Genomic DNA, 15,949 nt, shown 5'->3' with positions numbered 1-15,949 from the left:
ATGGGCGAGTACATTATTCGTCATACTTACCTATTACTGCAAATACCGAAACTGGTTTTACCTTTAACTAAAATTTTCATTATCTAATAAAAACTGTACCGCTGCGGCTGCATGGATAGCGGTGGTATCAAACATGGGGATTCGACTGTCTGCTTGGCTAATTAACAGTCCAATCTCGGTACAGCCTAATATCGCGCCCTCAGCGCCTTGTGCTGCTAACTCATTAATCACTTGCGTATAATATTGCCGTGAGCTGGCAAGCAATTGTCCTTGGCACAGCTCATCATAGATGATGCGATGGACTTCAGCACGCGCATCGGTATCTGGTATCAGCACCTGCAAGCCCGTATCAATCAGACGCTGTTTATAAAAGTCCTCAGTCATGGTGAATTGTGTACCGAGTAAGGCAATCTTGGTTAAACCTTGCTGCTTAATCGCATCTGCGGTCGCATCAGCAATATGTATCAGTGGCAAATTCGTCGCCGCTTGTACCTGCTTTGCTACTTTATGCATGGTATTGGTCGCAATTAATAAGCCTTGGGCACCAGCCGCTTGTAAGCGCTCACCACTGTTTACCATGACATCACCCAGCTCTTCCCACTTGCCTTGGGCTTGTAACTCGCCAATTGGCGCAAAGTCGACACTATGAATCAATAAGTCTGCTGAATGTAAGTTGCCAAGCTTAGCCTTGATACCTTCATTAATCAGCCGATAATAGCTTTGGGTACTCTCCCAACTCATTCCGCCGATGATACCCAAGGTTCGCTGCTTTTGAACGGTCATACTATTACTCTTTATATGTATTTCAATCTTACTTATCGTAGCAAAAGTTCAGCTTTAATTTGCCAATATTTAGAACATTTTCATTATTAGAAAAGAAATAACGATCATTAAAATGTAACGAACGTCACTATTAATAACAACGATTTTATCCACTCACCAGCATACGCTATGATAGTCAATAACGACGCCTCATAATGCTATTCATCATCGTTCATTGAGCCTCACTATTATCATGTAGGAAAATTCAACATTATGGCAAACTTCCCTATTATCAGAATACGCGCGCGGCGTAAGTACTACCGTCTTATCTTTACTGGTCTGATGGCGCTGATGATGTCACTTATTATCTCATCCGCTTTATTACTGGTTAAAATAGGGTTCGTCGATGGCTTCTTTATGGAATTAATGCACTCGTGGGTGCTGGCCTTTGTCTTTGCGTGGCCGAGCGCCTATATCTGTGCGTATCTTGTACAAGAGCACGTACTTAGTCGGATTGAGTTTTACTAAGTCATACGACGATAAGTACATAACAACGTTCCTTAACCAAACAAGTACTGATAACTGGTAAGCAGAGTTGTTACTGTTGATGGTTGCAAATCAATTCATCAACTCACTTCTTAGACAAATATCTAAAAACTAAAAAAAGGATTTATCATGCGTAGCGCAACTTATGATCATTTTGGCAAACCCACTGAAGTACTCAGCATCGGCGACCGCCCTACTCCAGAGCCTAAAGCCAATGAAGTCCGAGTCAAAACGATACTCGCCTCTATCCACAACCATGACCTACTAACCATTCGCGGTCAATATGGCTTTAAACCTGAAATGCCTGCCATCGGTGGTAGTGAAGCGGTCGGTATCATCGATGCAGTAGGCAGCGATGTTAAGAATCTGAAAGTCGGTCAGCGTGTCGCAGCCGCCAGTGTACAAGCGACGTGGGCAGAGTATTTCGTCGCTGTGGAAGATATGGTATTCCCGATGCCCGACAGCTTAGATGACGAAATGGCAGCACAATTGATTGCAATGCCACTGAGCGCGCTGATGTTGATTGAGTTCTTAGAACTAGAAAGCGGTCAGTGGGTTATCCATAATGCTGCCAATGGCGCGGTCGGCAAATCGCTCGCCATGTTAGCCGCTGCGCGTGGTATTAACACCATTAATGTCGTGAGAAGTGGCGATGCTATCAAGGAATTAGAAGCACTGGGTATCAAGCATAATATCAATACCTCAGATGACGACTGGAAAGATCAAGTAAAAGCCATTCTTGGTGATGAAAAAATCAGTGCTGCGGTTGATTCTATCGGTGGTGAGTCTAGTAATGATCTGCTGGCGTTACTGGGTCATGGTGGCACATTGGCATCGTTTGGCATCATGTCAGGCAAACCAATGGTGCTAAATCCAACCCACATTATTTTTAAACAAGCGACGATTAAAGGCTTTTGGGGCAGTAAAATCAGTCAAGAAATGAGCGTTGAGAATAAGCAACGCTTGGTTGATGAGCTGATCGAACGTGCTAACAATGGCAACTTAAAACTGCCCGTTGAAGCGACCTTTGATTTGGCGGATATCTTAAAAGCAGTTGACGGGAAAATGCAGTCAGAAAAAAACGGTAAGGTACTGTTAAAACCTTAAGATTCATTTTATATCTTAAGGTTTCGAGCATTTTTCTCTACTCGCAAATGGATATCTATATAAAAAATCCAATTAGGAATGGCCTTATGTCTAAACAAACAACGTTTAAAGCTTTGGTCGTCGAAGAACATGCTGATGGCACTTTTAGCAAAAGCATTCAAGAACGTAGCGTCAGTGACTTGCCAGAAAATGATTTATTAATTGAAGTGCATTACTCATCACTAAATTTCAAAGATGCCATGTCGGCATCAGGCAATAAAAGAATCACCAAAAACTATCCGCATACCCCTGGTATTGATGCGGCAGGCGTGGTGGTTAGTGATAAGTCTGGCACCTTTACCGCAGGCCAAGAAGTCGTCGTCTTTGGCTATGATTTGGGCATGGATACCGATGGCGGCTTAAGTCAGATGATATCTATCCCTGCCGATTGGGTGGTCGAATGCCCGTCTTCTTTGACATTAAAAGAAGCGATGATATATGGTACGGGCGGCTTAACGGCTGCATTGAGTATCCAAAAGCTAGAGAAAATGGGCGCAAAACCTGAAGACGGTTCAGTCGCGGTGACTGGCGCAACGGGCGGCGTTGGTAGTATCAGTATCGCGATTTTAAGTCAGCTAGGCTATGAGGTGCTTGCCTTCTCTGGTAAGCCTGAGCAAAGTGACTATCTAAAAGAGCTTGGTGCAAGCGAAGTCCGTCATCGCGATACCATTAACGAGGTTGGGGATAAACCTGCCGGTCGTGAACTGTGGGCAAATGCTATTGATACGATTGGCGGCGATTATTTGGCGAACCTACTTAAGCAAACCAAAGCTGGCGGCGCAGTGACCAGTTGTGGTTTAGCAAGCGGCGCTGAGTTTTCGATGTCAGTGATACCTTTTATCACCCGTGCGGTGTCCCTACTCGGTATCGATTCGGTCTATATTCCATTGGCGGATAAAAAAGCGATTTGGCAGCGTGTCTCCACCGATATGAAACTGCCTAATTTAGAGAATTATTGTGAAGAGATTACGCTTGAGCAAACGCCGGAATACTTAGATCGCTTTATGGCGAGTCAAACGGTTGGGCGTTATGTGGTGAATGTTCGGGGTTAAAATCAATATAAGGAAAAAAGCAGCACTGGCAAGTGTTGCTTTTTTTTGGTTCTAGCACTTGAATCCTTTCTTAAAAAATTTTATTGGAAAGTATGTTTTTACTATTTAGATTCGCAAAGTGAATATTAAATATTAAATTTTAAAAACTTTATACTAATAAATTATTTTAAAGAGCAAAATATTCAGTACACTGGTAATTAATTCGGGTAGAGTGATTTTTTATGGCCAACCATCTTGATACATTATTTGCAGACTTCAGACTGTATGACCTTTTTGGTGATGATAGTAACATCACTGTAAGCCAAATATGGATACTAGAAATTGAACGAGAAAGTTCAAGAGAGTTACGCTTTCTATATGGTAGGTCGCTATCGGGCACATACTTATCAGACTGTTGGCATGGTACTGTTAGTAAAAAAACACCACTCTATGATAATTGCTCAGTCAAAACGCATTCTCTGACAATTTATACTTCCACTAAAAAACTAAAAGCTTTCTTTGAACAATTCATCAGTGGAGCCTCTCTTCAAAACGCCAGTCAATTTTCCGAACTCACTATCAGCGAAGAGCTAGCTAATATTGTTGGCGAAAGTACCTTCGGTGAGAACCCTATCACTCGTCCTGTAATGCATTTGCCCACTCGCGATTATTATCGATTTCAAACAAAGCAATTAAGCCCTAACAGTCATTGCAGTGTTGACAGCGGTTCAGTTTCTTCAGATACCAAACCAAAAATATTCAGCGTCCCTGAAGGATGCGACATGATGATTGCTAAAGCTGCGTGCCGAATATTAGATGCTGAGACTGGCATGGATTTTTCCGAAATTGATTCTTGGAGACTTAATGACTTTGAATTCATTTGTGCGCCAGGGCTTAATGCTAATGAGCGTTGTAAATACGATATAACCTTGAAGGGGGAGCAATCTTCTCTGAAGCTATTCGAATCATTAACTCGAGAACCTTCGGATTTATTAGTTATTATCAAGGCGCATAGTGACGGTAGTGTTCAGTCTTCTTATATTACCAAAATCAGTAAAGACTCTTCTTATCCAATCTGCCATTCATTTGAAATACAAGCGTTTCAAAACCAAGCTGGCACAGCTTATACAATGGAAATATATGCACTTGGCTTTAACGAAAATGATTCGTTCCTCTTAATTCAAACTGGTAACTATTTTGTCCGAGAAGCGAACTTTAATCTACAATTAATAGATGGTATGAGATCAAATGAGAATTTTTCATGGCTAGACAAGAAAGTACCTAAAAGAGAGAAGTTTAGACTGGAGCAAGCAAAACAGATTGAACGTGCTGCTCACACTTCTCAGTCAAAAATAGGTGGTCATACACCTGATCCATGGGTTGCAACTAATCGATTGATCCAAAAAAGAGTCAAACAGCTGTGCCCAGATAATTCTGAGGGTAGGTTTTTCCCCACTCTTAACGACAGCGGTGTGAGCCGTCTTGAGTTAGGAAAATGGCTTAAAGATATTTTTAAAAAGCACCACAACGCGAAAGTCGCTTGGGTCGATCCATATATGGAAGATGTGGGCATTGAACTTCTCAACAGACTAGGGACGGATAGCGCTAATTACCTGATTATTACGACAGAAAAAATTTCTAATAATGATAGTACAAACGATTCTAGTCAGCCCACCCGCGTTGACAACCTTTTAACAAGATGTTCGGGCTGGAATAATGGCTATTTTGGGAGTGTTGATCTCAAGGTGCTTGCAGTTCCAGAAAGTAAACTCCATGATCGAATGATTCTCATTCGCTCCGCTAATGATCAGCCACTAGCAGGGTATCATCTTTCTAACTCAATTCAGAGAGCTAGTGAGAATCATCCGCTACTGGTAACACCAATACCACTAGACATACTTCCACATGTATTTGAATATATCGACAAAATTATCCAACATACGCTTCATGCATACGACTCTGAACCATTAGCAAAAATAATTTTCGATTCGAGTAATAGTCAAACACAGATGGAAGAAAAGCCTCATGAGTCTAACCATTCTTGTTCATTCTCGGAGCATCCATACGCTGGTAATGTGATAGCTTGGTGGCTCAATGATGAACAGCTTTCAGACTTATCTGGAGACGCACTTGAAGAAGAGATGGATAAGAAAGGTTACGTTAAGGATGAACAGTTGAACCCAGACCTTTTTGACGCTCTTCCAGCTAAATTTTGGTCTGAAGGGCTACCAATGAATGATTTTTCCTCAACATGGGACGCTCTTAGTTGTGTGATAGCAAACTCCCCAGCTGACCCTTATGCTGGCAATCTGTATAATAAGGAGAACGTGGTACTATCCCAGTCAGTTAAACTAACGCTCTTAGACCATATTAATCCTAACAGATCGGATGCGATACAACCACGTATAGAAAAACAACAAATCGATATTGAATACTACCGCTCACAAGAGCTTACCTCACTATTAATATCAGAAAGTGATCCATTTAGGATTTTTACATATTCGCCCGTAGATATCTCATGGAGTGACTACTACTCAATAAAAATTCTATGGTTGGAATCCCCAAAAGACTTGGTATCATGGTTAAACGTGATGCTTTCTAGACCAATCAAGCAACCTCGTTCGTATACGCTTGTGGTTGAAGCCCTTAAAAATATTTGTTTGTGCGTTAGCTTTGACAAAAAGCATGAAGAAATTGATGCACTGTTGCAGAGCAATGTGAACCTTATAACTTGGATAGGACTTCACGCACTGGCAAATGCTATAAATAAAGGCAACTGGGGAGTTGAGGCACTCTCTAAAATTAACCATATTGAAACCTCTGCTCGACGTATTATTCAGTGTTGGATGATCAACGAAGCTAACTACCTTGATTCGGATGTTAAACCACAGCTCGTTGCTTGCTTAATTCAGTCGTTGCAGTCTCCTCTCACGGACGATGAGTTCAAGGATATTCTTCAATCCGTTCGTGGTCGTCTTGGTAGGCTACATCATTTCACACCTTGGATTCTTGAATCTATGTTCGTTCCAATGCTAGAACACGGAAAAATAAATGTAGATCAAGTTGCTGATCAGTGGTTGGTAGAGTTGATTACCCAATGGCAAGTAGCCCTTAAAACCGATGATATTCATTTCGCATTAGAAACGGATGGGGCATTTACAGATGAGCTTGCTGTGTTGACTAAATACCTAAACCCCACCGTTCAAGAGGAAAATTTCAGCAAACTGTGGAAAATTTTTAATACGCTAGCTCGAACTATCAGGAGACCAATGAGCGCCCAGATAAGCTATAAATCATACAGCAATGCGCACCAAGTTAATCTTTGGCTTTATGCACTTGCTAAAAGGATTGCAGAAGTATTGCCTTCTCAGTCTATATCTCTTAGTAATCTTCTGGTTAATAGTGAAGAAATTATGGAACGAATCTCTCCATCAGCTTGGGATAGCTTTGCAATAAATAGGTTAAGTAATTATGCACAACATGATCCTAAAACAATTTGTTCACATCATTTGCACCAAATTATTCAAACAGCAATTAATAGATCATAGTTATCAGTTCCAAAATAATCTCAATAGCGTTGATTAGTCCATACTATTTAAATGATACGGCAGACCAGATAATAGCAGAAAGCGAGAATATCTCCAGAAATTCCAAACCAAAAAAAGCACCCAACCAAGTTGAGTGCTTTTTTATCGCTATATTGAACTAATCTAATTATCGATTAGTCGTATATCAATTCATAAAACATGAGTTGAAAAGCTATTTAGATAAGTTTACGTAGTCTAAAATGGTAACAAGGCAACCGAACGCAGATAGTACGTGTTTGTACATCTAGCTAGGTTAACACCGTTACCGTTTAGAATACTTAAACGGTTTATTCCCACTCAATCGTCGCAGGTGGCTTGCTCGACACATCATAAGTCACGCGTGAGACTTCAGCGATTTCATTCATAATGCGATTCGATACCGTTTCAATCAAATCATATGGCAGATGCGCAAAGCGCGCAGTCATAAAATCCACAGTCTCAACGGCACGTAGCGCGATTACCCACGCATAGCGGCGACCATCACCGACCACGCCAACCGATTTGATTGGTTGGAATACCGCAAATGCTTGCGCGGTCTTCTCATACCAGCCTGAGCGTTCTAACTCTTCCATAAATATCGCGTCAGCAGAGCGTAGGATATCAGCAAACTCTTTGGTCACTTCGCCCAAGATACGCACGCCCAAACCCGGTCCTGGGAACGGATGGCGGTTGATCATTTTTGCAGGCAGACCAAGAGTAAGACCTAATTTACGCACTTCATCTTTAAACAAATCACGCAATGGCTCAACCAATTCAAACGCCAGATCATCAGGTAATCCTCCAACATTATGATGGCTCTTGATCACATGCGCTTTACCTTGGTGCGACTTAGCTGATTCAATCACGTCTGGATAAATCGTACCTTGCGCTAAGAATTCGATGACTTTACCATCGCTTTGCTCACTGATTTCACGAGCACTATTAGCGAATACATCGATAAAGGTTTTACCGATGATTTTACGTTTGGCTTCAGGGTCAGACTCACCAGCCAATGCGGTTAAGAATAACTCTTCGGCATCGACGCGAATGACTTTTACACCCATGTTTTCAGCGAAGATTTGCATCACTTGGTCGCCTTCATGTAGACGCAAGAGACCCGTATCGACAAATACACACGTTAATTGATCGCCAATGGCTTTATGCAACAATGCTGCGACGACTGAGCTATCTACACCACCTGAAAGACCGAGCAATACTTGCTTATCACCGATTTGCTTTTTCAGTTGCTCAATACGCATATCGATGATGTTATCAGGCGTCCAGCTACCGGCGCAGCCACAGATTTCATGGACGAAACGACCAAGTAATGCAGACCCTTGTGCGGTATGCGTCACTTCAGGATGGAACTGCAAACCATAATAATGGCGCGAATCATCTGCCATGATCGCAATCGGGCAGCTTGGCGTGCTGGCAACGATATCGAAACCTTGTGGGGCATCGACCACTTTATCGCCATGACTCATCCACACATTTAGCTTCGCTGCTGCGTCTTCGATACCATCAGTCAGCGTTGATTTGCCATCGATATTGATGGTTGCTGCGCCAAATTCATGGATATCACTGGCGTGAACTTTACCACCGAAACGCTCTGCCATCGCTTGCATACCATAGCAGATACCCAATACTGGTACGCCTAGATCAAATACAGCATCGTTGATGCGTGGGCTGTCATCTGCGTGGACGCTCTCAGGACCACCAGATAAGATAACGCCTTTTGCGCCAAAATCGATAATACGCTGAGTGTCGATATCATAAGGGAACATCTCACAAAATACGCCTGAATCACGGACACGGCGGGCGATAAGCTGGCTGTACTGTGAGCCAAAATCGAGAATTAAGATGCGATCTTCTTTAATAGTAGGAACGTTGGCAGCAGTTGTCATAACGTAGTGTCCATCAATAAATAAATTGGTGCGCTATTTTAACAAGTTTCACGAATGTAGTGGCGGTTAGATATGCGTTTATTATTGTCTATTTTTTAATGATTCTACTAATGTTTAGCATATATCAAATAATCAGATCATTTGTGATATGCTAATTCGATAAAGAACAATATCCTCATTGCCTGATTATGGACAATGAGATAGCCACAGTAGCGACACTCAAACCGTGATTATAAATAGATAGGTTAAATTTACTATGAGCAAAATTAAATCCTTTATGCGTAAAACGTCTAAAACTGCCTCTATCTCAACGACCTCTCCTATTGATAATACCAGTTTAGTTACGCTCTCAAAAATAGATACGTCCGTCATTACACCTGCCAACACACCTATAGAACAGACGCGCTGGAATGGTTGGGGCAATGTCAGTATCAATAAAAAAGTCTCGCCACATGGTGCAAAACTGATCAAATCCCATATCGGTAAAACTAAAAAACTGTCTTCTGTCAGCTTACAAAAGGTGCTCAAAACCGTTCCAAAATCACGCTTACCTGCTGCTATGATTGAGCTTGATACTGTATCTGTCGATAACGAAGTAAGACTCAGACATGCCCGTGGTCAGAGCTTTCCGGATTGGATAGCTATGCACGGCGGCGACTTTGAGGTTTTTCCTGATGGCGTGGCGCATCCGCAATCAACCGCTGATGTCGAAACCTTATTAAAACTAGCAAGCGAGTATGACCTGATCGTCATTCCTTTTGGTGGCGGTACCTCAGTCGCTGGTCATATCAATCCGCAAAAGGGTTCAAGCCCCGTATTGACCATCGCCATGAGCAAGATGGATCAACTCATTGACTTAGACAATGAGAGCCAAATTGCTACTTTTGGCGCAGGTACACAAGGTCCAGCAGTCGAGGCGCAATTAAATGCCCACGGTTACCGTTTAGGACATTATCCGCAGTCGTGGGAATTATCGACGCTTGGCGGCTGGATTGCAGCACGCTCTAGCGGTCAGCAGTCATTGGGTTACGGACGTATCGAGCAGATGTTTGCTGGTGGTACGTTGGTCACGCCTCTAGGGGTACTCAATATCGCTGATATTCCAGCGTCAGCAGCAGGGCCTGATCTGCGTGAAATGATGATGGGTACTGAAGGCCGCGCCGGTATTTTTACCGAAGTCAAAATGCGCGTGCAGTCGCAACCGGAAGAAGAGCTATTCAAAGTGGTATTTTTGCCAAATTGGGAAGCGGGTAAAGAAGTACTCAGACAAGCAGTACAAAAAAATATTCGCCTATCGATGCTACGCCTGAGCAATGCGGTCGAGACTGATGCTCATCTACATTTAGGCACGACGCCCAGTCAATTTTTGGCAATCAACACCTATCTAAAAGCTCGCGGATTAGGTTCACAAAAAGTCATGCTTACTTATGGCCTATCAGGTGATAAAGCACAGAATGCGCTGGCACTGACGCAGTTTAAAAATCTGTTAAAGCAGCATGGTGGTATCAGTGGCAAGCTTGCCAATCTGATGGGTAAGATATGGTCACATGGGCGTTTTAAATTTCCATATTTGCGCGGTACTTTGTGGGAAAAAGGCATCATGGTCGATACCTTTGAGACCGCGACCAATTGGCATAATATCGACGAGCAAATGCAGCAGATGCAAGCAGCGGTGCAAACCGCACTGGCAGACGAAGGCGAAGCCGTGATGGCATTTACGCATATCTCACACGTTTATAAGCAAGGTGCTAGCCTTTATACCACCTACTTCTTTAGAGCGGCACAAGATCACGCCAGTACCTTAAGTCGCTGGCAAAAAATCAAGCATGCTGCCAGCTCAAGTCTAGCAAATGGTAAAGCGACAATATCGCACCAGCATGGTGTCGGCCGTGACCATGCCCCTTACCTCACTGCTGAAAAGGGCAAGCTAGGTATTCAGGTTACCCGTGATATGCTAAAAAGTCTGGACCCTGAGCAGCGTATGAATCCGGGTGTTTTGATTGAATAATAACTTTATTCAAAAACCTTGTTTATAGTTAGTTTGGTTTAAGAGCGTTACAGCGCGGCTGGCATTGATTTTTCGCAGCCTCTGTCGGCGTAGGCACAGCACGCAAGGAAAATTAATACCAGTCGCGCATTATAATATAGTGTATTTATTTTATTTAGTAACGACTATGAATTAGATTATTTGGATAACATACATAGTTGAAATTAAGTAACAATTAAAATGAGTCGTCTATGAACCGAGCTAATCAATATCAACAACGCCAGCAAGCATTAGGACCACTGTCTCGTTCTGAACCATGGGATATGCTCATTATCGGTGGCGGGATCACTGGTGCTGGTATTGCTCGCGAAGCAGCAAGACGCGGCTTAGCAGTACTATTAATTGAGCAAAAAGACTTCGCTTGGGGCACCTCCAGCCGCTCAAGCAAAATGGTACATGGCGGGCTACGTTACATTGCCTCAGGCGATTTCAAGACGACACTGCACAGCGTACGCGAGCGTGAACGCATGCTGAATGAAGCGAGTGGCCTCGTTAATGAGATGCACTATGTCATGCCCCATTACAAAGGCAAGTTTCCACCGCCATGGATATTTAATAATCTACTTAGGGTATATGATAAGCTCGCGGGTAAGCACTACTTTAAGTACTTTAAAAAAGACGCCTTTCTTAGCCTTAACCCTCATATTAAACAAGATAAATTTTTGGGTGCCAGTCAATTTAGTGATGCTGTGACCGATGACTCACGGCTCGTGATGCGGGTATTGGACGAAGCTATTCATGATGGTGCGCACGCGATTAACTATCTTAAAGCAGAATCACTCATAACCACTGAACAAGGCTTAGTGGTGGGGGCTACTCTAAAAGACAGCTCTCCTCAACATAGCACTCATACTTACGACGTTCGGGCCAAAGTCGTGGTCAGTGCCACGGGCGCTTGGGCAGATACATTACGGATGCAAGCCAGTCAGCAAACGGAACAAACCTTTCATAAGCAAATTCGTCCATCGCGTGGCAGTCATTTGGTGGTCAGTCAAGAGCGCCTACCGCTCAATCAAGCCTATACCTTTTTGCATCCTGTCGATAAAAGAGCAATCTTTGTCTTTCCGTGGGAGAACCGAACCGTTCTTGGTACTACTGATTTGGACCATCCACCCTTAGATGATACAGAAGTCGGCATTACCAATGCTGAGGTGGACTATCTGTTGACCGCGACCAACGATCTTTTTGATGATGTAGATATTAGCCGCAAGGATGTCATCAGCTCATGGGCAGGCGTGCGACCACTGATTTCTGATGGCAATGATGGTAAGCGCGTCAGTCCTAGTAAGGAAAAACGCGATCATAGCGTCTGGTTGGATAATAATCTGGTCACTGTAAGCGGTGGCAAATTAACCACCTTTCGCCTAATCGCCCTTGATGTACTAAAAGTCTGTCAAAAGGTGCTCGAACTCGATGAATCAGCTACTCAAGATAATGTGTTATATAGCAGCCAAGTTTTTAGCAAGCAAACCTCAACCAACCCTAAATTTACTGCCCTGCCGCTACCATTACAACAGCGCTTAAAAGGTTTTTATGGCCTACAGCTCGATACTTTGCTAGAGCTGGCTCATGACGATGACTTGGCTTATGTGACCGATAGCAATACCATTTGGGCGGAGATTCGCTTTGCTGCTCGCTATGAGCAGGTTATTCATTTGGATGATTTATTACTACGACGCACGCGCTTGGGTCTTATATTGCCCAATGGTGCGATGACCCCGCTAATCAGTCAGCGAGTCAAGCAAATATGTCAGCAGGAGCTAGGCTGGGATGAGCAAAAATGGCAGCAAGAGGCTGACCGTTATCAAGCCTTATGGCAACGCTACTATTATCTGCCTGCGGCTTAGCGCTTTTTTATATCCTAATTTATCTATACTAAACTCAGTGTTGAAAAGATATGACGGAACTGGGATGAATTTTTTTAGCCTCTGTCGGCGTAGGCACAGCAAGCTAGAAAAATTAATACCCGTTCCGCTTTATACTCTAAGTTAGTTTCAACCTATATTCCCACATAGTTAAGGATGACTATGAACGACAACTTTGATGCGCCTATTTATTTCTTAGCCATCGACAATGGCACCCAAAGTGTCAGAGCACTTATCTTTGATCAATTTGGTAGCGAGATAGCCAAAGCACGCGTCCCTATCGAGCCGTATTTTTCTGAGCAGCCTAGTTTTGCCGAGCAACATGCCGATTACTATTGGCAAAAATTAAGCGAGGCCTGTCAGCAGTTGTGGCAAACCTGCGATATTAGCCCAGCGCAAATTGCCGGCGTCAGTCTCGCTACCCAGCGCTATACCATGATATGTTTGGACAAGGATAAACAACCGCTACGCCCAGCCATTGTTTGGATGGATTTGCGTCGCGGCGAGAACAATGACATAGGCTTTCTAGGTCCACTCACCAAAGTCATCGGTATGGGCGAGCTGGTACAAGAGGCGCAGCAAAAAGCACGCTGTAATTGGCTTGCGCATCATGAGTCAGAGATATGGGCAAAAACAACCTATTATGTCAATTTATCCGCGTACCTCACCTATCAGCTCACAGGCGAGATTGCCGACTCTACTGGTCATGCCTTAGGCTATCTGCCTTACGATTACAAAGCGCAAGCATGGTTTAAGCCAAACAACATCAAATGGCGATTGTTCAGTTGCCGGATAGAGCAAATGCCCAAACTTATACCACCTGGGCAGCAGCTCGGTAGTATTACTGCTAAAGCTGCTGCCGCTACTGGTATTCTTGAAGGCACGCCAATGATTGCTGCCGCCAGTGATAAAGCTTGCGAAGCGTTGGGCTCCGCCGGACTTGCCGCCGATACCGCCTGCTTAAGCTTTGGCACTACTGCGACTATCAATACCACGTCGAGCCGTTATATTGAGATACTCAAGCACATGCCCGCTTATACCGCCGCCGCGCCAAATTACTACAATCATGAATATATGATTTATCGCGGCTTTTGGATGGTCAGCTGGTTTAAGGAGCAATTTGCCCAGTATGAAGAGCAACTGGCAAAAACGCAGGGTGTTGATACTGAAAAACTACTCGATAAGGCAGTCAAAGACATTCCAGCAGGCTGTATGGGTTTGATGATGCAGCCGTACTGGTCGCCCGGTGTTCGTCATCCGGGTCTTGAAGGCAAAGGTGCGCTTATTGGTTTTGGTGATGTACATACGCGAGCGCATGTCTACCGCGCTATTTTGGAAGGGCTGGCTTATGAGCTAAAGCTTGGTTTTGATACCATTGAGAAGCGTACAGGCAAAGCCATTAAACATCTGCGTGTGTCTGGCGGTGGTTCCCAAAGTGACTCAGCGATGCAACTGACGGCAGATATCTTCGGTATGCCCGCTTATCGACCGCATACTTATGAAGCCTCAGGCTTAGGCGCTGCTATCAATTGTGCGGTGGGACTTGGCGTTTATCCCGACCATTTAACCGCAACTCAGGCCATGACCCATTTGGGTGATGGATTCTTACCTATCGAAGCCAATGTCCAGCTCTACAAACGCCTTTATAATGAGGTTTATCTCAAAATGTATGAGCGCTTAAAGCCTTTATATCAAAGCATTCAAGATATTACGGGTTATCCAGCTAAGTAATACAGTCAGTTCGATATAAAAGAGGCATGTTAAAAATAGCGTTATGCTGGGATAAACTTTCCTCGCTTGCTGTGCACTTCGCACTCCAGAAGCTTCGCAAAATTTATCCCAGCAACACCGTATTCTTTTTAAATTGAATCGACTATATTAAAAACATCGCTATTTAATGCTGTTTGCATACGGTTTAGCCCTTCTATCAGCAGCGCTTTAGGACACGCCACATTGAGGCGCATTTTAAGATGGCCTTCACCACCATATTTAATCCCTGCACTCAGCTCAACCTTAGCAGCTCTCAATTTGTCATAAAGCATTTGATCGTCTTGCGCATATGCCGAACAATCTAGCCAAATCAAATACGAAGCTTCTGGACGCATCACCTTAATTTTAGGTAAATGCTCTTCTAAAAATTGCAGGGTTAAGTCAATATTGGCTTCAATATAAGTCAGCGCCTGCGCCAACCACTCGTCACCTTGCTCATAAGCACTACGCATCGCTGTATAAGCAAATAAATTTAGCTCATGTTCGTCACTTAAACGCTGCTGCTGGTTAATTTTACTCAGTAATGCGCTGTCTTTAGCAAATATCATCGAACCTTTGATACCGGCAATATTAAAGGTTTTGGTCATCGAGGTTAGGCTTACTACTTTGTGTTCATAGTCTTTTGCTAGGGTTAAAAAAGGCGTGAATGTATGCCCACTCAAAGTTAAATCTTGATGAATTTCATCACTCACAATTGCCACATCGTGCTTTTTACAAATTAAAAGCAGCGCTTCAAGTTCATCCGCCGTCCATACCCGCCCGCCCGGATTATGCGGATTGCAGAACAAATATAACTTAACTTTATGCTCGATAATTTTGGCTTCGATATCTTCCAAATCCAGATGATATCGTCCCGCAACCTCCTGTAATGCAGAAGTCACCAGCTTACGATCATTGTCCAAAACCTTGGTCATAAAAGGCGTATAAATAGGGTCATTGATGAATACCGCATCCCCTACCTCGGTAAATACCTTCATCATCAGTACCAAACTTGGCACGACACCCGGAGAAAACAGGATATCCTGCTTATCCAGCCACAAGTCATAACGACTGCCATGCCAGTCGATAATCGCTTGATACAATGGCTCGGTCGGCACGGTGTAACCCAATATGCCATGCTGCGCTACTTGTTCAATCGCCGCTAAAATAGGCTGGGCGGCCTTAAAGTCCATATCCGCGACCCATAGCGGAATCGTGTCATCGGTATAGTGCCATTTAAACGACCCCGTATCACGTCTGTCTATTATTTCATCAAAGTTGTACAACACCAGCATTCCCCTTTACGATTGCTTTATATTATAACTGTTCATTC

Annotated in this window: 10 protein-coding genes; 7 read left to right on the top strand and 3 right to left on the bottom strand. The window is 43.5% G+C overall.

From position 1 onward, the window contains the following. Positions 1-63: 63 nt before the first annotated feature. On the bottom strand, positions 64-783 hold the full coding sequence (locus M0221_RS00095; RefSeq protein WP_483283983.1) for an aspartate/glutamate racemase family protein: 720 nt from the start codon (positions 781-783) through the stop codon (positions 64-66). 252 nt (positions 784-1,035) lie between these two features. Between M0221_RS00095 and M0221_RS00090 the strand changes: the two genes are divergently transcribed. The 4 genes from M0221_RS00090 to M0221_RS00075 all read left to right on the top strand — a co-directional run bounded on the left by M0221_RS00090 (position 1,036) and on the right by M0221_RS00075 (position 7,033). Further along, entirely contained in the window at positions 1,036-1,290 is a 255-nt protein-coding gene (locus tag M0221_RS00090) for a DUF2798 domain-containing protein (protein WP_483283982.1), read from the top strand. A gap of 147 nt (positions 1,291-1,437) precedes the next feature. Beyond that, the gene (locus M0221_RS00085) at positions 1,438-2,415 is read left to right on the top strand and encodes a zinc-binding dehydrogenase (protein ID WP_440825753.1); all 978 of its coding nucleotides are present in this window, start codon (positions 1,438-1,440) and stop codon (positions 2,413-2,415) included. 86 nt (positions 2,416-2,501) lie between these two features. Continuing rightward, positions 2,502-3,506 carry a YhdH/YhfP family quinone oxidoreductase gene (locus tag M0221_RS00080; RefSeq protein ID WP_483283981.1) on the top strand — a complete coding sequence of 335 codons (1,005 nt, stop codon included), beginning with the start codon at positions 2,502-2,504 and terminating at the stop codon, positions 3,504-3,506. Between the two features lie 221 nt (positions 3,507-3,727). Then, on the top strand, positions 3,728-7,033 hold the full coding sequence (locus M0221_RS00075) for a VPA1262 family protein (protein WP_483283980.1): 3,306 nt from the start codon (positions 3,728-3,730) through the stop codon (positions 7,031-7,033). Between the two features lie 326 nt (positions 7,034-7,359). On the opposite strand, the gene guaA is transcribed toward M0221_RS00075, so the two are convergent. Then, positions 7,360-8,955, bottom strand: a complete 1,596-nt coding sequence (gene guaA / locus M0221_RS00070; RefSeq protein WP_483283979.1) for a glutamine-hydrolyzing GMP synthase — start codon at positions 8,953-8,955, stop codon at positions 7,360-7,362. Between the two features lie 256 nt (positions 8,956-9,211). On the opposite strand from guaA, the gene M0221_RS00065 reads away from it, so the two are divergent. From M0221_RS00065 to M0221_RS00055, 3 genes are all read left to right on the top strand, one after another. Next, the gene (locus tag M0221_RS00065; protein ID WP_483283978.1) at positions 9,212-10,963 is read left to right on the top strand and encodes an FAD-binding oxidoreductase; all 1,752 of its coding nucleotides are present in this window, start codon (positions 9,212-9,214) and stop codon (positions 10,961-10,963) included. 230 nt (positions 10,964-11,193) lie between these two features. Continuing rightward, complete coding sequence (locus M0221_RS00060) at positions 11,194-12,849, top strand: glycerol-3-phosphate dehydrogenase/oxidase (protein ID WP_483283977.1); 1,656 nt, start codon at positions 11,194-11,196, stop codon at positions 12,847-12,849. 180 nt (positions 12,850-13,029) lie between these two features. Beyond that, entirely contained in the window at positions 13,030-14,598 is a 1,569-nt protein-coding gene (locus M0221_RS00055; RefSeq protein ID WP_483283976.1) for an FGGY-family carbohydrate kinase, read from the top strand. A 128-nt stretch (positions 14,599-14,726) separates the two neighbouring features. Here the strand turns inward: M0221_RS00055 and M0221_RS00050 are convergent, their stop codons facing one another. After that, the gene (locus M0221_RS00050; RefSeq protein WP_483283975.1) at positions 14,727-15,911 is read right to left on the bottom strand and encodes a MalY/PatB family protein; all 1,185 of its coding nucleotides are present in this window, start codon (positions 15,909-15,911) and stop codon (positions 14,727-14,729) included. Positions 15,912-15,949 lie beyond the last annotated feature (38 nt).

The organism is Psychrobacter sp. ANT206 (assembly GCF_056880555.1).
The sequence above is the reverse complement of the archived record's forward strand: the minus strand, read 5'-3'. Positions and strand labels throughout refer to the sequence as shown.